The organism is Lawsonella clevelandensis, from assembly GCF_003241315.1.
Classification (GTDB): Bacteria; Actinomycetota; Actinomycetes; order Mycobacteriales; family Mycobacteriaceae; genus Lawsonella; species Lawsonella clevelandensis_A.
The window spans coordinates 1-16,758 of sequence record NZ_QFOZ01000014.1; the positions used below are offsets into that span (position 1 = coordinate 1).

General features: G+C 52.2%; 14 protein-coding genes and 1 pseudogene. 3 read left to right on the plus strand and 12 right to left on the minus strand.

Annotated elements, in window-relative coordinates; translation table 11 throughout:
* Together DI579_RS06955 and serS are read right to left on the minus strand one after the other, a co-directional pair.
* A pseudogene (locus tag DI579_RS06955) lies at positions 1 to 652 on the minus strand (hypothetical protein); the annotation flags it as partial.
* 219 nt (positions 653 to 871) lie between these two features.
* Positions 872 to 2,134: a serine--tRNA ligase gene (gene serS / locus DI579_RS06960; protein ID WP_303678991.1), complete on the minus strand. Its 1,263-nt coding sequence runs from the start codon at positions 2,132 to 2,134 to the stop codon at positions 872 to 874.
* A 101-nt stretch (positions 2,135 to 2,235) separates the two neighbouring features.
* Here serS and DI579_RS06965 point away from each other — a divergent pair, with 101 nt between their 5' ends.
* A complete protein-coding gene (locus DI579_RS06965) occupies positions 2,236 to 3,342 on the plus strand; it encodes a septum formation family protein (protein ID WP_303678992.1) in 1,107 nt (368 codons plus the stop codon).
* 31 nt (positions 3,343 to 3,373) lie between these two features.
* Here the strand turns inward: DI579_RS06965 and DI579_RS06970 are convergent, their stop codons facing one another.
* The 9 genes from DI579_RS06970 to DI579_RS07010 form a co-directional block, all read right to left on the minus strand.
* Positions 3,374 to 4,258, minus strand: a complete 885-nt coding sequence (locus tag DI579_RS06970; RefSeq protein ID WP_303678993.1) for a histidine phosphatase family protein — start codon at positions 4,256 to 4,258, stop codon at positions 3,374 to 3,376.
* Between the two features lie 13 nt (positions 4,259 to 4,271).
* Complete coding sequence (pheA, locus tag DI579_RS06975) at positions 4,272 to 5,195, minus strand: prephenate dehydratase (protein ID WP_303678994.1); 924 nt, start codon at positions 5,193 to 5,195, stop codon at positions 4,272 to 4,274.
* A 30-nt stretch (positions 5,196 to 5,225) separates the two neighbouring features.
* A complete protein-coding gene (locus DI579_RS06980) occupies positions 5,226 to 6,065 on the minus strand; it encodes a hypothetical protein (RefSeq protein ID WP_290598604.1) in 840 nt (279 codons plus the stop codon).
* Between the two features lie 10 nt (positions 6,066 to 6,075).
* A complete protein-coding gene (locus tag DI579_RS06985; protein WP_290598606.1) occupies positions 6,076 to 6,930 on the minus strand; it encodes a hypothetical protein in 855 nt (284 codons plus the stop codon).
* 35 nt (positions 6,931 to 6,965) lie between these two features.
* Positions 6,966 to 7,790: a hypothetical protein gene (locus DI579_RS06990; protein ID WP_290598608.1), complete on the minus strand. Its 825-nt coding sequence runs from the start codon at positions 7,788 to 7,790 to the stop codon at positions 6,966 to 6,968.
* Positions 7,780 to 8,640 (minus strand): hypothetical protein, encoded by an 861-nt coding sequence (locus DI579_RS06995; RefSeq protein WP_290598609.1) that lies wholly within the window; start codon positions 8,638 to 8,640, stop codon positions 7,780 to 7,782. Before DI579_RS06995 ends, DI579_RS06990 begins: the two co-directional genes overlap by 11 nt.
* Before the next feature lie 71 nt (positions 8,641 to 8,711).
* Positions 8,712 to 10,373: a hypothetical protein gene (locus DI579_RS07000; protein WP_303678995.1), complete on the minus strand. Its 1,662-nt coding sequence runs from the start codon at positions 10,371 to 10,373 to the stop codon at positions 8,712 to 8,714.
* An 811-nt stretch (positions 10,374 to 11,184) separates the two neighbouring features.
* Positions 11,185 to 12,108, minus strand: a complete 924-nt coding sequence (locus DI579_RS07005; protein WP_303678997.1) for an MspA family porin — start codon at positions 12,106 to 12,108, stop codon at positions 11,185 to 11,187.
* A 161-nt stretch (positions 12,109 to 12,269) separates the two neighbouring features.
* Positions 12,270 to 13,184, minus strand: a complete 915-nt coding sequence (locus DI579_RS07010; RefSeq protein ID WP_303678998.1) for a hypothetical protein — start codon at positions 13,182 to 13,184, stop codon at positions 12,270 to 12,272.
* Between the two features lie 34 nt (positions 13,185 to 13,218).
* On the opposite strand from DI579_RS07010, the gene DI579_RS07015 reads away from it, so the two are divergent.
* Positions 13,219 to 14,583 carry an LCP family protein gene (locus DI579_RS07015; protein ID WP_303678999.1) on the plus strand — a complete coding sequence of 455 codons (1,365 nt, stop codon included), beginning with the start codon at positions 13,219 to 13,221 and terminating at the stop codon, positions 14,581 to 14,583.
* On the opposite strand, the gene DI579_RS07020 is transcribed toward DI579_RS07015, so the two are convergent.
* On the minus strand, positions 14,580 to 15,485 hold the full coding sequence (locus DI579_RS07020) for a DUF5926 family protein (protein ID WP_290598619.1): 906 nt from the start codon (positions 15,483 to 15,485) through the stop codon (positions 14,580 to 14,582). The genes DI579_RS07015 and DI579_RS07020 overlap by 4 nt on opposite strands.
* 170 nt (positions 15,486 to 15,655) lie before the next feature.
* Between DI579_RS07020 and DI579_RS07025 the strand changes: the two genes are divergently transcribed.
* On the plus strand, positions 15,656 to 16,576 hold the full coding sequence (locus tag DI579_RS07025; protein ID WP_303679000.1) for an alpha/beta hydrolase: 921 nt from the start codon (positions 15,656 to 15,658) through the stop codon (positions 16,574 to 16,576).
* The last annotated feature ends 182 nt before the right edge of the window (positions 16,577 to 16,758 follow it).

Consider the following 16,758-nt stretch of genomic DNA (forward strand, 5'->3'; position numbering starts at 1 on the left):
GTCCTGGCCGACCGGGCTGACCAGGCTGGCCCGGCTGTTCGTAGGGGGTGGCACCATAAACAGGCTTTGTAGAGGACGACTTCAGGGTAGAAAACTCTACTTTCTCACCGTTCCAATAGGCGGTTAACGGGCCAACCCATTCACAGATGAGCACAACGAAGAGGAGAAGTGCGGTGACGTAGTAGAAGGCGGGCACAACATAGACGGCGGCAATAACGGAGATAACGGTACACGCGAAAAGGAAAATGGAACTCAGTGTACGATCCAGTGAGCTAGCACGACGCAGGTACCCGGTGGTGTAGATACCGTATGGGAGGAAGAGACCCAGGAGGACGACGAAAACAATGTATTTCGTGACCTCGTCGGAGGACACTACCGAGACGCTGCCAAGCTGGCATAGTAGTACGCCGAGCATAAGAAGGCCGATAATGTGTCCGCATTTGAAGGTCTCATAGGCGAAATCGGGTTCGCGGTGGTTCATGTGGTGCGGATTGCCCGGCGCAGGCTGTTTCCGTGGCGCATTCTGCTGGGGCATGCCTTGCTGAGACGCACTCTGCGGGGATGTGTTCTGCGGGGATACACCTTGCTGGGGTGTATTCTGCTGCGGCGGGCGGGGCGTAAAGGGTTCTTGGGGAGGTTGTGGGGAGGTCAATGAGGGTCAACTCCTTGTTATTAACTGCCACTTTTATGCTTCTATCATCCCAGGAAAATGGGGAATGAGCACCCTTGAGAAAATTTTTATAGCATACCCGCGTCAACAGACTTTCCGGAGACTGTTAACGCGGGTATCACAAAAATCTCTGCTCTATAAAGTTGTGCAGAAAGGGTTTAACCACGGCTTTGCGGAGTCTATCCAAGGCTTCGCGGGGCTTTACGCGCGGGGTTTAATAACGTCCATTCCCATGTAGGGGCGTAGTGCTTCTGGGACCACGATGGAGCCGTCTTCCTGCTGATGATTTTCCAGAATGGCCACAATCCAGCGGGTTGTTGCCAAGGTACCGTTCAGGGTGGCAGCTATTTGTGTTTTGCCGTTCTCGTCGCGGTAGCGCACGTTTAGGCGACGTGCCTGGAAGGTGGTGCAGTTGGAGGTTGAGGTGAGTTCGCGGTAGCAGTTCTGGCTGGGTACCCAGCCTTCGCAGTCGAACTTGCGGGCGGCTGATGTTCCCAGGTCCCCGCCGGCAATATCAATCACACGGTAGGGTACTTCTACCAGGCCCAGCATTTCGCGTTCCCAGCCGAGGAGACGCTGGTGTTCTTCGCGGGCTTCTTCCGGTGTGCAGTAGCTGAACATTTCCACCTTGTTGAACTGGTGGACGCGGATAATGCCGCGGGTGTCTTTTCCGTAGGAGCCGGCTTCACGGCGGAAACAGCTGGAGTAACCGGAGTAGCGGATGGGGCCGTTAGACAGGTCAATGATTTCATCCTTGTGGTAGCCGGCCAATGCTACTTCGCTGGTGCCCACAAGGTAAAGATCGTCGGTGCGCAGGTGGTAGATTTCGTCATCATGCTGCACGTTAAAACCAGTGCCTTGCATGATTTCTGGGAGTACCAGCACGGGCGAGATCATCATGGTGAAGCCGTGTTCTACAGCTTTCTTCACCGCCAGCTGGGTGAGGGCCATCTCCAGTAGTGCGCCGGCGCCTTTCAGGAAGTAGAAGCGGGAGCCGGATACTTTAACACCGCGCTGCATGTCCAGAATGTCGCACATTTCGGCGAGTTCCAGGTGGTCGCGTACCGGGAAGGAGAATTCGGGGACGGTTCCTACTTTTTCTAGGACGATGTAGTCGTCTTCGCCGCCGGCGGGGGCGCCTTCTTCTACCAGGTTGGGGAGGAGGCGTTGTAGTTCCTCCACTTTAGCTTCTGCTTCACGTTGTGAAACTTCTGCTTCTTTGACTTTGGCAGCCAATTCTTTGGCCTCTGCAAGTAGGGCGGGACGCTCTTCCTTGGAGGCAGCACCGATCTTCTTGCCGAAAGTTTTTTGCTCGTTACGGAGTGCGTCCGCAACCTGGATAGTTGCACGGCGGGACTCGTCAGCCGCTAATAGGTCATCCACCAGCGCGGGGTTCTCCCCACGGGTGCGCTGCGAGGTGCGGACGGCATCAGGGTTTTCACGCAAGAATTTAAGATCGATCACCCTCTCATACTAGTACGTTTCCACAGTATGGTGGCTTTCTTACCGCCCACTACCCATCCACTACCCCATGCTTCGGAAAACGTGCACAATAGGTAGTGATGATGGCACCCTCACCGAAGAACAGTAAGCACAGCAGTAAGCACAGTGGTAGCTACAGCGGCAGACGCACTATAGACCGCCGCTGGTGCGTTGTTATCTCCACTGTTGTTATTAATGTTGTGGTGATGGCGCTTGCCATTAACTTCACTGTTCATAAAACCGGCACTACCCAAACTGGGGAACTCACTATGGCGGGTGCTACGGAGGCGGGGGCGGAATTTGCTCACGCTACTGTGGGGTCGTGCCTTAACTGGGACGATAACAGTTCTGATACGCAGATTGATTCCTTGAAAAAGGTTCACTGCGATAAACCTCACCGTTTTGAGGTTGCCGGCATTGTGGACCTTACAACATACCCATCGCAGCGTTTTGCAACTGGTGAGGAGCCACTGAGCCCCGCCCAGGTGGATAGTCTCCGCCTGGGTCTTTGCCGCCCATTCATTAACTCTTACCTGCCGCAGGGGCTTGACCCGGCTGGGCGATTCCGTATTGGGATCCTTCAACCGGGTGCAGAGTCCTGGAAGCGTGGCGTGCGTACTCTCGTGTGCGGTATTGAGGCGAGCCCCAGTGTTAGCTTGAGCGCTAACCCCGAATTTACGGGCACAGTTGCCAAGCAGGATCAGTCCCTTATCTGGGCAACTGGCTCCTGCCTTGCGTCCCACCCGCAGCACCCTCACGATGTGCAGGAAGTGGACTGCCGTAAGCCGCACACTATGGAGATTGTGGGCACGGTGGACCTCACTCCTCAATTTGGGAAGCATTACCCCAGTGCTAAGCAGCAGAATGTTTACGCCGAGAAACAGTGCGTGGCGCTAGCGAACACCTATTTGGGTGGGGCGGAGAAACTGCGGGATACCACTTTGACAGTGCTGTGGTCGCGCGTGTCTCTCGCTGGCTGGAATGCTGGATCGCATAGGGTGACGTGTTCACTGGCACAGGGGAATAAGACTGGGTTCGCCACCTTGCAGGGGTCCGCTACCGGATCGTTCACTATTGATGGGAAGAAACCCAAGAAGCCGAAGAAACTTCCCCCGAAGGGCAATAATCAGCTGCCGGATATGCACAATGATCCACTGTTGAAGTACTCCGTGCCCGGCCTTTCCTACTAGTAGCGGGTATTGTCGCGCTAGTGTGCTGCTATTAACGTGCAGTATTGCTAGGGTCGTCGTATTCTTCCGGCACTGTGTACACGAATGGGGGTTCATCGTCACCCCAGCGGAGGGCCTGCCACCCCCACTGCAGCATGTCTTTCACACTGGGCATCTTCATCGTGGCCACACCACTGGCCTCCTCTGCTGACAGCCATGTCGCAAGTGCGTGGGGGACAAGGTCTACTACTTGCGTATTCGTCAAGAAGTTCCAGTAGGCGTAGCGTTTATCAATCTCCGGCACCAGCATGGTGGTGAACATGCGGATAACAGCACCATGGCTCACTAGCAGCACATTCTTCACAGCAGCGTCACGTGCACCGGAGTGTTCCGCCGCCCGTAGCTGAGCCCGTAACTGAGCCGGTGACTGCACCTGTAACTGTGCCTGTAATTGTGGGAGGGCGAACTCGCGGTAGAGACTCATGGCGGTGGGGGCGTAGCGGGCAAAAATATGGCGGGCGGATTCCCCCAACGGCCCCGGGGTGGCATTATCAACGTCCCCATGTAGCCAGCTGTAGTAGATACGCAGCCACTGTTTCATAATGTCGGGGTTATCCTGCACGGTGGCTTTCTCCCAGTCCCCCACTTGGGTTTCAAAAATACCGGGCACAATGCGTAGTTCCGGAAAATCCTCCTCCGGTAAATCCGGGTGAGCCTGGTGCATGCCGCGTAGTATCATGCGGCCGGTTTGACGGGCCCGCAGTGCCTCCGACGTGGCAATAACCGCCAGGGTGTGGGGGTGTGTTCGCTGCCCCCAATGGAAGGCCTGCTGCATACCTTTTTCGGTGAGGGAAGTACCGGGGAGGCTGGTATCCAACATGCCGCGCACATTCGCCTCGGTTTGTCCGTGCCGAAGTAGTAGCAGGTGGGGAACCATAAATCTCCTCTGGTTAGTTTTCTTTACCGTGGCGCATGTTTTCTAGCCACTCCTGGGATTTGTGAAAATCAGGAGGAGTGGAGCCACTGTTACGGGACACTGGCCAGGACCCCAAGAACCGCACCCATTCGGCCCGCCGGTAGAGTGCCTGCAGGGCCTCCGCTATGGCGGCATCATCAATATGTCCCACACAGTCAATATAGAAATTGTAGGTGCCGAACTTTTCGCGGGTGGGGCGGGATTCAATACGGGACAGGTCTACCCCGCGTAGCCCGAACTCATTCATGGCATCAACTAATGTGCCCGGCTGGTTGGGGAGGCGGAACACAACGGAAGTGCAGTCCTTACCGGTGCGTGGTGTGGGGGTCGCTGGCGTACCTACCAGAATAAAGCGGGTGGAGGCGTCGGGGATATCCGCAACACCATCAGCAAGACTAACAAGGTTCAGGATCTCGCCGGCGCGGGCGGGGGCGAAAGCAGCGTCGAGCCGGCCACGCACAACATCCTCCGCGGCGGCGGCAGTGGAATTAGTGGCAACAGTTTCGGCCTGCGGAAGATGCTCCTGAAGCCAGCCATGCACCTGCGTAAGAGCAATAGGGTGGGAGCCTATAAGGTGCACATCCGAAAGCGGCCTACCATCTTTTATCAGGAGGGAAAACGCTACTGGTACTTCAATTTCCGCAAATATTTGAAGACGACTACCACGGGCAAGACTATCCAGAGTGGTGGTGACGGGGCCATCAACAAAATTCTCGGTGGGAACAAGCGCGAAGTCTGCTCTACCCTCCCGCACCATGTGTAGCGCATCTTGCGGAGTGAGAGCCGGAATAATCTTCTCCACACTACGAAGAGCCGGCACAGGCTTCTCGTTAATAATCTGCTGCAGTGCGGCCTCGCTGAATGTGCCAACAGGGCCGAGGAATGAAATGCTGGTCACACCACCACTCTACTAGCTGCAACAGTTCACTTATAGAGTATGGGGGAGATATTGGGAGCGATGCTGCGACTCATTATTTTTATCAGCAAGATAAGGACTGACGAGCGAAAGGTTCACCGTATTTTTCGCATGAGGATCCTTCGAGCCTTGCGAAAATATCCGAAGGACAAGTGGGGCACCTTCGTCCCTCATATAAAAATCTGTTGATATTTGCCACCGGTTGCTACGCTCTGCAGGAGGCTCTACACGGGTAGTGTAAAACGTGCTAAAGCACATAAAAGCACGTTTGTACTTTTCAATCATTGTGGCCAGTGACTGAGGGGATCGTTCCCGGTACACCATTGAATAAATACGGTACGGAACACCTGTTTTCAGCTGCCACCAGGTAAGCGGATTATTAATATACTCCCACTGCCTACCGATACTCCAGGAACGAAAATTCTTCTTCGCATCCTCCATAGTCGCATAATTATTCGTCCCCTCTACAGGACGGTATTCCGTCATCGGAGTACCCTCATACAGCTCTGTTGTCTCCACCAAAGGATGCGACAAGTGAAGAAGAGTCGCTACCTGACGGAGAATCTTTAGACCAGCCTGATAGAAATCAGAGCCTCCCCACATAGAGATCTTCTCCGAAGAAGGATTCTTCGGATCAAGATCAATAAGATATCCCCTATTGATATAAGCTATGTCCTCTTCATGAGAGAGCATGGTTTTCCTGACATGCTCAAATTCGTCTCCACAACGGTCAGTAAGACTCTGGTATTTTTTACGATCAGCATCACTAACGCGCACAGCAGCCGAAGCAGGAACAGCCCCACCACAAACAACCGCTAAAGCAAGCACACACGCAGAAACTTTACGAAACATAACCCTCTGCCTACTGCTCATGATGACTTCTCCTATGACGGCACCACCAAGTGTCACTATTGTCGATAGACGACGAAACATGGCAATAATCCACCACATACGGCGACGTTATCGTCAACCCCCACATACAAATATTAGGATCTTCTTGACTGCTATACGCATAAAGAGTCACATCAAAAGGGGCACCCTTTTTAGCAAAAAGATTAATATGATACCTCCACTGGCCATCCTCGTCAGCAAAGAATTGTTGATACTTAGTGATAAACGCAGAGTTATTCCATACTCCTGAAAACACCTCAGGGATACGATAATTCAACCTCTCGGACTCTTTCCGAGAAAGTGTTGGCCCAATATCAAACCGATATCTATAGGGCCAATACTTCTTACCGGTCAGGATCTCCTTCCACAACAATGGATTAACAAGAGCATCCCGATCTTCTTGATACAGAAGACTTGTTCGAGATAAATAGATAGGAGGAATTAACTGCCGCACATAACCATTAGGCCTATAACCATAATTATTTTCACCCGCATTACTGGCAACAGGATACGCTTTATATGGTGCCTTAATACCTAAAAGTCGGAGTATTTCCTTTCCCATTTCCTCTTCAAAGGTGTACACCGGATACCCACCCCAATCCGACGGTATCAACGGATTCCTATCAAAAAGATACCCACCCTTAATCCACTCAGCCTCCTCGCTAGCGTTACTTGGGTGATACCGATCTAACCACGTATCCTTACGCACATTAGACACCCGAGACCCCACCTGCTCAGCACCACCAACAGAAGCACCACCTGCTATAACAGACACCACACATGTAGCAACCGCAACAACACGCCCCAATCTCTTCTTCACCCACATACAAACCACCAATCTGTTAATTAAGACAACACTCTCTACAAGGTATGGGGGAGATATTGGGAGCGATGCTGCGATTCATTATTTTTATCAGCAAGGTAAGGACTGACGAGCGAAAGGTTCACCGTATTTTTCGCATGAGGATCCTTCGAGCCTTGTGAAAACACCCTAAGAACAAACGGAGCACCGCCTTTTCCACGAATATCAGCTGATACCTGCCACTGATTATTAGGACCTGCTATCGGCTGCACAGAAGTATGAGAAAACGAACCAAAGCAGATAAAAGCACGTTTATACTTCTCAATCATTTTAGCTAGAGACTGAGGGGACCGTTCCCTATACACCATTGAATAAATGCGGTACGGAACACCTGTTTTCAGCTGCCACCAGGTAAGTGGATTATTAATATACGACCACTTCTTTTGTATACTCCAGGAGCGAAAATTCTTCTTCGCATCCTCCATAGTCGCATAATCATTCGTCCCTTCCACGGGACGGTATTCCGTCATCGGAGTACCCTCATACACCCCCGTCGTCTCCACTAAAGGACCTGTCAATTCGAGAAGAATCGCTATATGTCGAAGAAAATCTAAACCAGTTTGGTAAACATCGGAACCACCCCACATAGAAGGATTCCCCGGAGCAGAATCAACAAAGTATCCCCTATTGGTTTCAAGCATGATCAGATCACGCCCAATTGTCCCTCCGCCATAAACATCCTGAAGTTCAACTTCGCAGTGCTGAGCAAGATCTTGATATTTCTCACGATCAGCATCACTAATAGTCACAGCGGCAGAAGCAGGAACAGCCCCACCACAAACAACCGCTAAAGCAAGCACACACGCAGAAACTTTACGAAACATAACCTTCTGTCCACTTCTCATCATGGCCTCTCCTACCACGAGTCCACCAGGTATTACTACCTTCAATAGACGATGAAACATGACCATAATCCACCACATACGGCGACGTTATTGTTACTCCCAAAATAAAATTATTGTCATGAATGTCTGAACTGGCATAAGAGTTAATAACTACGACGAAAGGAGCACCCTTTTTAGCAAAAAGATTAATACAATAGCTCCAAACGCCATCAATCTGTTCATTGCCCCATACTCCTGAAAAAACCTTAGGAATACGATAATTCAACCTCTCGGAGTCTTTAAGAGAAAACGGTGACTCAACTTCAAACCGATACCCATATGGCCAATACTTTCTACCAGTCCGGATCTCCTTCCATAACAATGGATTAACAAGAGCATCCCGAGCTTCTGGAGAATCCCGAACTACATAAAGAGCGGTGTTTATACTGCCGGGAGAAATCAATGGCTGAACATAACCATTGGGATCATAAGGATGGTTTTCTATACCAGCTCTTTGATAAAAAGCAACAGGTCGTGCTCGATACGGTACTTTAAGGCCTAAAAGTCGGAGTATTTCCTTCCCCATTTCCTCTTCAAAGGTGTACACCGGATACCCACCCCAATCCGACGGTATCAATGGGTTCTTATCAAAAAGATATCCACCCTTAATCCACTCAGCCTCATCACTAACGCTGTTCGGATGGTATTGATCTAGCCAGGTATCCTTATGCACATTAGACACCCGAGGCCCCACCTGCTCAGCACCACCAATAGACGCACCACCCACTACAACAGACACCACACACGCAGTAACCGCAATAACACGCCCCAACTTTTTATTTATCCACATGCACAAAACACCTACCTAAGTTTCAAATAATTCTGTTTACTTCACCTATTTGCGTGTTTAGACACCATTCTCTACTTCCAAATATGGTCAACTATTATCTGTAAATTCCGGAAGATACCCTTAGTGGGTCTATCCCAAACTTTCCAGTGTGACCATGGATGTTTTAAAAACTTCGTAACATAGACTTCCACGCCGTACTTCTTTGGATTTTGCGAATCCTGTCGCTTCTGTGGTACTTGTGGTCCTTCTTTCTTTACTGGTGGTATCCACCGCGAAACATAAAAATCTGCTGATATAAAAGGACCTTTACTTTCAAAATTCCCTGTAGCTCCTCCATATACACATTGCAGATGCGTGGGATCCTTCATATTTGGATCCTCCGGGGCACCGTTATCTATGAGGAAATGAGGCGGTGCAAGAGTTAGCATTTCTGCAGATGGTGCTCGGTGAACCTGTATCCCTCCACCATCGCGAGTAGTCTCCTCTGTTACTATGATCGACCCATCTGGACTGCATCGAATTGAGCACTCTCTATCTCCGCCTCCGGGAAGAACACCTATTTCTGTGAGATCGTTATACCACTCTCCGGGATTATCAGGATCTTTAATCTCCTTACTAACCTCCACTACGCGAGTCCGTCCACCGGGATAACCACTTTCGCCGGGACGAGCTTTTCTATCACCTATAACAATCATTCTTTGTGAGTCATGATCATATGTAGCGCATGCCTGCTCAAGTGGTATTGTGCCAAGTCTCTTGGGGTGCTCAGGATCTGTGGCGTCATATACTGTTGTTTTTCCTTGTGAAACATATTGCAGAGATGACGAGCCTTTTTTCCCTCCTTTTACCCATGCATTATCGGTGCCACTAATAACGCTCGCATATACGTACTGGTGTTTTCCGCATTCGCCGGTACCGGTTGGTATTGGCCGATGTCCTTTAGGAACAGGCAGATTGGAGCGAGTTCGTCCTTCAGGTTTATCTCTGTATCTTTCCGGATACGGAGGCTTATCCCATCGGTCACCCGTCACCCCGCCCTTGTGAGGCAGTGGGTATACCAAATCCACATTTTTAATTTTCGACTCTGATGTCGGTAAAGCGACTACTGCTCCACCTCGGATATACTCATTCTTCTTGGGCAAAGGAAAATATATTTTGTCTATAGCTCTAGAAAGCTTTTTCAGCATAGAAAGATCCATGCTTGTAACACACTTTTCAAAGCTTGTTTTTATAGAATCTTTCAGAGGATGTTTTTCCTCACTATGGAATGTCATTTCCGCTGCTGAACTACCATATCGGCGTTTCCGGTAGCCGGCGATAAGCCCCACAAGTGACGTGATAATTGCTAACGCATTATCAAGTGGTTTCGGAGAGGAAGAAGTACTTCTCGAATTCTTTTGCGGGCTTATAGTGGAATCTTGTTCTGTATCGCGGCTGTTGTTATAGCCATCGGCCTTCTGAGTGTCTGGCAGTACTCCATTCTTTTCACCATCGTGGTGTTTATTCTTATTGGGCCGTATTGTGTCCCACAGCTTTTGGAAAATATTTCTACCGGCATGGTCCTGGTGCTTTACGGACGATCCACCATTGCTATGCTCGCCAGATTTATGCCCATCAGGGTTATCGAGATAGGAACCACCTGGAGTTAGTGATTTTCCTAAATCCTCATTGCGCTCCTTTGAAACACCCTGAAGCCCTTTCCCTTTTCCAGAATGGGAAGAAGTATCCCCCAAAGCAAACGGTTTACTCTGGTCTGAATGCGCAGCACCACTACCGCTACGGTTAGGCTGCCAGGGGTTAGCAGGATTGTAGTTTTGGCTACCCAGATTACTGTAGGGTGGCTTACCAGCCTTGTATCCTCCACTCCCATGTGTAGCTGCACCATTATTGGAAGAAGTAATACCGCCTGGTTCCTTACTAGGTGATACTGCACCAGTGCCACTTCCCCTGCCATTAGCAGGTGCGCCACCAGGAATAGGGGCACCGCCGGGGACAGGGGCGCCACCGTGTGCGGGGGCAACTGCTCCCGCACCAGGGGCCGGAACGCCACTGGGCGGAGCAACAGTGTTGGAGGGAACAGGGACACACCGATAGGGGACAGGCGGCGGTGGGGCTTCTACTCCCCTAGCTGCCTCACTTTTATGAGACTGTGCCCACTGTCGTTTCCACGCTGCGTTATATTCATCAGTTTGTCTTTTGCAGCGTTCCTCTGGGGTCTCTGCTTTAGCTGCTGGTGCAGATATGGATGGTTCAATCGCTCAATGCTGGTCCCTGCTACCACAGCTGAAACTGCAAGGACTGCCCATAACTTTTTAGTTGCTTCCATCCGTGTCTACTTTCGTTTCTGGATAAGTAGACGGACAGTAGAAACGCCTTTATTAAGAAGAGAGCCAATAATCATCATGACGATAAACAGTGCAAAGTACACCCAAAATGATGAATATGTAGCAGCCCACATCCCAAATTTTGTCATATTTAGGCATACACATATCAGTCCGGCTAATCCGATTAAACCGCAGATAAACCCTTGTATAAGATCTTTCTTCATCGTGCGATCTTTTCTAGATTCGGAAAGGGGCACCGTAGGCCACAACGATTGCAATTCCCTGCTCTGTTTCCACAGCTACACGCACAACACTCCGTACTTTCACCAGGGAGGGTTCCGCACCCTGTCACATTAATGTTGATGCCGGTTAGTGAAACTCCTCCGCGCATGGACCGCAGTTTTGCGGTAGCAATAATGACCGTGGTTATATACCCCGGCTTTATGTGTGCCATGTATGTTTTCTGGTGAGTATTATTCGTCGTCAGATCAGCATGATTACCCGTGTTAGCATGCACAGAACTTGTATTTGATGCCCCAGCAGTGGCAGAGCCACCAATAGTGGCCGATGCGCCACCAGTCCCCGATATTCCACCGTTCGCAGATATACCTCCTGCTGTAGGAACCCCTATTGAAAAACTTGGCGTAATACTGCCGGAAGGCGTAACGGAACCGGAAGGGGTAACAGAGCCCGAGGGGGTAACAGAACCATGGATTGTTGTCTGGTTAGACGCACCCTTGTCAGATGACACTCCCACAGACGGGGTTATAGACACAGAATCTGTACGCCCTATGGAGGCGCCATCAGATACGTCAACCCCGCAGCCAACCATGTAGCCGGCTTCTACAGTTGCCGCAAGAACATGTGACGACCCGTGGCCGGTTATCTCCCCAATCCCCATCATGCTGATGAAGCCCTCGTGGCTGTCTACATCCCCAGCCAAATTAGGGACAACTCGGAACTGTTCACCTTTCTTTATCGCACTAACTCTCCAGCCATCAATGGTGTAACCAATTCGCGTCACATCCTGACGTAAACCACCAAGTCCCACTGCCTGTGCATAGTTGGGAACTGATATAAACCCTAAAAGACTTAAGGCAACAACTAGAGAAGATTTCAAGCGGCGAAAAGTAAGGCGTGCCATAAAATTTCCGTTCTCTGAACTACTTAATCAATGCCAGAGACATTACGCCTAAATGGCGTATTTATGAGCACCCTTATCGAAAAATAAAAGAGTCATTTACTGAATAAATAACATTAATTATTGATTTCACTGAGGTAAACAGTAGTAAAAAATAGCCTATTTTAAAGAACGTTATTTTCGCCACACACCACAATGTATTCGCCGCGTTCCGCATGCCAACACACAAGCCCAATAACAGACTCACGAATAGTCCGTATCTGTTCTTCCTCACTGGCGCGGGAGTCCAGGTTCATCGCACCAGAGACAAGCGCGCAGGCCAGTGGGCGGGTGGGATTGTAGGTGGAGAGCATACGATCCATGTCTTGGGGGTGCTTCACCGCGGCACAGTACAGGTGTGTACCGCCGTTAACGAAGTAGGGCAGCCCAGACCCGTGCGATAGGTGGTCGCTCATCATTACTGTGTGGGCGGGGAAATGGCTGGTGATGTAGTCGAAAAGTTCCTGGCGGGTGGGAATGAGGAATGCGGTGGACAATACCGAGTATGATATTTCGTCTGCGTTAAGCCAGCTACAGCCATTATCAAAAGACGTGTGGAGTTCCGTCTCTACGACAGTGCGGGGAATGCGGATAATGCAGCTATGGGGGATAACAGTACCGCCCATTGTGGCTGCTTCGGCGTGTGTTTCTGCTTCTGTACGCTCACTCTTTCCTGTGGCAGTTGTCACATTTTCATTGTTGGGGGGAGCAGCACTCACCACCACACCACCATCTGCGGGGATAGTACCGTCACCCTGCGGCGGTGCTTCTTGGTGACCTTCGGCCAGTGCCCGCGCCGACCGGCGTTGTGACAAGACAACATACACTCCCAGCAAAAGCCCTGCAGCAATAAGGAAAATACCGTACAGAACATTACGAATTGTGGTTTCGTCGGCAGAATTACCCCCAAACGGCAACAAGTTCGGCAGGGCCAGCATCACCACTCCGCCGGCTATAAGCACCACTCCCACAATGGACACAAGGGTGCTGCGAACGATCGCTGCGGCAGTATTGCCTGGATGGTCATGATGTGCAGACACGAGAAAAACTCTACCGTTCGCTAATCTATAAGACATGGATGCCACTCCCAAGGCTCGGTCTTCCCGCCGAAATCGCAAAGGCAAGAAGAAGACCCCGGAGAAAGAGAATACATATGCTGCCCCACAGCAACCCGAATACTGGGATGCTACCCTAGGGCAGTGGGTGCAGCGCGCACCTGCCCGCAGCACTACCCAGCCGAAACGGCCCGCGCAGCGTCGTGCCCGGCGCATCAACCCTGCCCAAATAACTGATGCGCAACCTTACGATGGCCCCCGCCCTGACGCCGACTGGGAACCCCCCTCTTCCGGCGATGGTGCTTTAAGCTCCCTCTACCAGCCTGACGGATCCTACGCGAGTACGGGTCGTGGCTTCGCGCCCCCCATGTCAGTGCCCCCCTACATGCCTGATAGTGACGCTAAACCCAAGCGTAAACGTCGCACTCCCCGCGAGGTTCTCCGCAACACGGGGAAAACCGTGAAGTGGATTATTATCGTCCTCCTCATTATTGCCCTTGTGGAGGCTATTGCGGTGGCGATTGTTTTCAGCAGTAACGTTTCCCATGTTGACGCGCTCTCCGAGCACATGATTGGGCGTACTAGCGGCACAAACTGGCTCCTGGTGGGGTCTGATTCCCGCTCCGGCATGAGTGATGACCGGCAAAAGGAACTACAAACTGGTGGCGAGTTAGGGTCGCAGCGCACTGACACCATCATGATTATGCACATTCCCTACGGGCGTGGGCAGCGGGTGCTCATTTCTGTGCCGCGTGACTCCTACGTCAATATTCCCGGCTACGGCATGGGAAAGATTAACTCTTCCTTCGCACTAGGCGGCCCGCAGCTTTTGGTGAAAACTATTGAGCAGGCGGCGGGTGTGCACATTAACCACTACATGGAGATTGGCCTGGGTGGTTTCGCAAATATGGCGGACGCTATTAATGGTGTAGAGATCTGCCCGACGGATCCCATCAGCGACCCGTATGCGGACCTCTATATTAAAGCCGGCTGCCAGATTGCTGACGGTAAGACGGCTCTTGGCTATGTTCGTTCCCGCCAAACCCCCCGCGGGGACCTGGACCGTGTTATTCACCAGCGGGAATTCCTCAACAATTTTGTGAAGAAGGCAACCAGCGCCGGTACTATCCTTAACCCCTTCCGGCTGTTCCCGTTGGCGAAAGCGTCGGGTGCGTCCCTCACAATTGATAAGGGCACGCACGTTTATAACCTGGCGTGGCTCCTTATGACACTCAGCCACAAGCACATTATGACCACCGTGCCCATTGGGGACATGGTGACGAATGAAGCCGGCGCCGTAGTGCTATGGAACGACGACACCGCCCAATTCTGGGGCCACATCGCCCAAGGCACGGAGATACCGGAATACATGCTAAGTAATTAGCGGATGGTGATTTGGCGGGAGTTGAGGAGGTTGCGGGAGTTCCGTTCGCTGGCGGTGAGGGGGTCGCTGGTGGCGAGGGCCACGTCGAGTTTGGTGCCGAGGGTGTCGAGGGCATCTTGCCAGTATTCGGCGGGCTGGGTGCGGTCAACGTCGAAGACGGGGACGAGGACACCGTAGGCGCGGAACATGCCGGCGTAGCGGGAGCCTTCCCCGAGGGTGAGGTGTCCAGCAGCATGGACGCGGACAAGGGCGGTGAAGAGGTCGTCCTCGTTTTCGGGGCGTACCCAGCGGACGTGGGCTTTTTCGCGGGTGTCTATCCACCAGGCGGCGCCGGTGGTGGCGGTGAGGCGGCGGGAGACCATCATGGCGTCGTTGGCGGCGTTAAGGCTTTGGGCAACCTGCGGGTTGAGGTTGTCGGTGTCCGGCACCCACCAGTTGAAGTCGTCATAGACAGTGATGTCTGGGGTGAAGTCGGCGGGAATGTAGGTGGAGAGGTTGGGGGTGTCGGCGGTGGCGGTAGCGTGTTGGAGGACGTCACCGGGGGCGGCATCGAGGACCCAGTGGATGGCGGCGGCAAGGTCGCGGGCGGGATTGTTGGAGGGTTGTGGGGATTGAATACCGACCATGCGGAGGCCGTCGGATTCGGCGGGGAGTCGGTGTGCGGAGACGGCGCCGGGGAGAATGGTGCAGACGCGGACGGTTTCCCCGTCGACGGTGATGTCAAAGGAGGCAGAAGCGACAAATTCCCGCATGGCGATGAGGTCGCATTCGCAGCCGGTGGTGTGGAATGGGCGGGGGTCGACGGTGAGTGCGGCGCGTTCGGCGGCGCGGGCTGCCAGTTTTGCTTGGCGGCGGCTCATGCCGGCGGGGACGTCAATATTTTTCTTGTTCTTCTTTGCCATGCCACTAACTTACTTGGTTCTTACTCTTATTGTCATTGTGGTGGCACGTAAGAATCATTTATCTAGTAGGCGACATTCTAGTGTTGTAACGATTCGCTGCTTCGTTCCCATAATAACTATGGGTAGGATTTTGTATAGCGGTGAAGGCTGTGCGAGGAGGAGTAGTTTCAGTGAACGAGCAGTCCAAGGTTACACGCCGGCATGTTCTTATGGGGGGTGCCGCTTTGGCCGCTTTAGCGTTGGTTCCTGCTGCCATTGATGATGCTCCTCGCGCGGAGGCTATTCCCCCGCGGCGTCGCAAGTACTTCTATTCCGCTAACCCTATTTCTAATAAGCATCGTTATGGGTGGCTGGAGCTTCCCCATCTCACTCATTCGTCCATGCCGGTTGCTGTTCTTATTCATGGTGGGGCGTGGGAAACTGGTGGCCCCGCCTCCATGAAATACATTGCCGAATACTTGTGTGACCACGGTGTGGCCTGCTGGAATATTGAGTATCGCGCACTGGATTCGGGTGGCGGTTGGCCCACCACCTATGCGGACGTGTGTGACGCTATTGACCACCTTATTGTTCTTAAACTCTCCGCCGCACCCATGCTGGATTTAGATCGCGTGTACTTGGTTGGGCATTCCGCTGGTGGCCAGTTAGCCGCCTTGGCGTTGGGGCAGTCTCCCAGCAAGTTGGATGCGCGTGGTCTTCTTATAGATGCGCCGCTTTCTCGGCTTGCCCATAAGTCTTTACAGTTGGTGAATTTGCGTGGCGATAGGGCTCTACCGTCACAGTCCAGCAATGGTATTAGCGGCGGCCACGCTAGCAGCGGGGATAGCCTGCGCCATCTTTTCACAACGCTGAGTACTGGCGGCCACCCCGATGCGGATGAAATATCTGAAGCAACATTAACGGGGTACTGGATGTGGTGGATTCCGCTAACCACTCTAAGTTTTCCAATATTCGCACATTTTTGGGGGGTTCCCCGCGGGATGTTCCCGGCAATTATGCGGCGGCTAACCCTATTCGTCATCTCCCCTCCAATAAGGACATGTTGTTGGCGCAGGGGACATGCGATTACGTTATTCCGCATGGCCAGGTAAGGCGGTATGGGCGGACAGCTACTCGGCGGGGTAACCGTGTCACCTATCTAACGCTGAAAGATGCGCGGCATAACGATGTATTGCTGCCGTGGCGTAACCCCGATACGTATGATGCGGTTACTGAGGCGTTAGGCGAGTTTATTGGGGCGAAGAAAGTTTCGTCGAAAGCGGCAAAAAGGGCC

Bases quoted from the DNA above. Each gene is read 5' to 3' on its own strand.
- DI579_RS06980 (WP_290598604.1), bottom strand. From the start codon at position 6,065: ATGTTTCGTAAAGTTTCTGCGTGTGTGCTTGCTTTAGCGGTTGTTTGT.
- DI579_RS07015 (WP_303678999.1), top strand. From the start codon at position 13,219: ATGGATGCCACTCCCAAGGCTCGGTCTTCCCGCCGAAATCGCAAAGGC.
- DI579_RS06970 (WP_303678993.1), bottom strand. From the start codon at position 4,258: ATGGTTCCCCACCTGCTACTACTTCGGCACGGACAAACCGAGGCGAAT.
- DI579_RS06990 (WP_290598608.1), bottom strand. From the start codon at position 7,790: ATGTTTCGTAAAGTTTCTGCGTGTGTGCTTGCTTTAGCGGTTGTTTGT.
- DI579_RS06965 (WP_303678992.1), top strand. From the start codon at position 2,236: ATGGCACCCTCACCGAAGAACAGTAAGCACAGCAGTAAGCACAGTGGT.
- DI579_RS07005 (WP_303678997.1), bottom strand. From the start codon at position 12,108: ATGGCACGCCTTACTTTTCGCCGCTTGAAATCTTCTCTAGTTGTTGCC.
- DI579_RS06985 (WP_290598606.1), bottom strand. From the start codon at position 6,930: ATGTGGGTGAAGAAGAGATTGGGGCGTGTTGTTGCGGTTGCTACATGT.
- DI579_RS06995 (WP_290598609.1), bottom strand. From the start codon at position 8,640: ATGTGGATAAATAAAAAGTTGGGGCGTGTTATTGCGGTTACTGCGTGT.
- DI579_RS07020 (WP_290598619.1), bottom strand. From the start codon at position 15,485: ATGGCAAAGAAGAACAAGAAAAATATTGACGTCCCCGCCGGCATGAGC.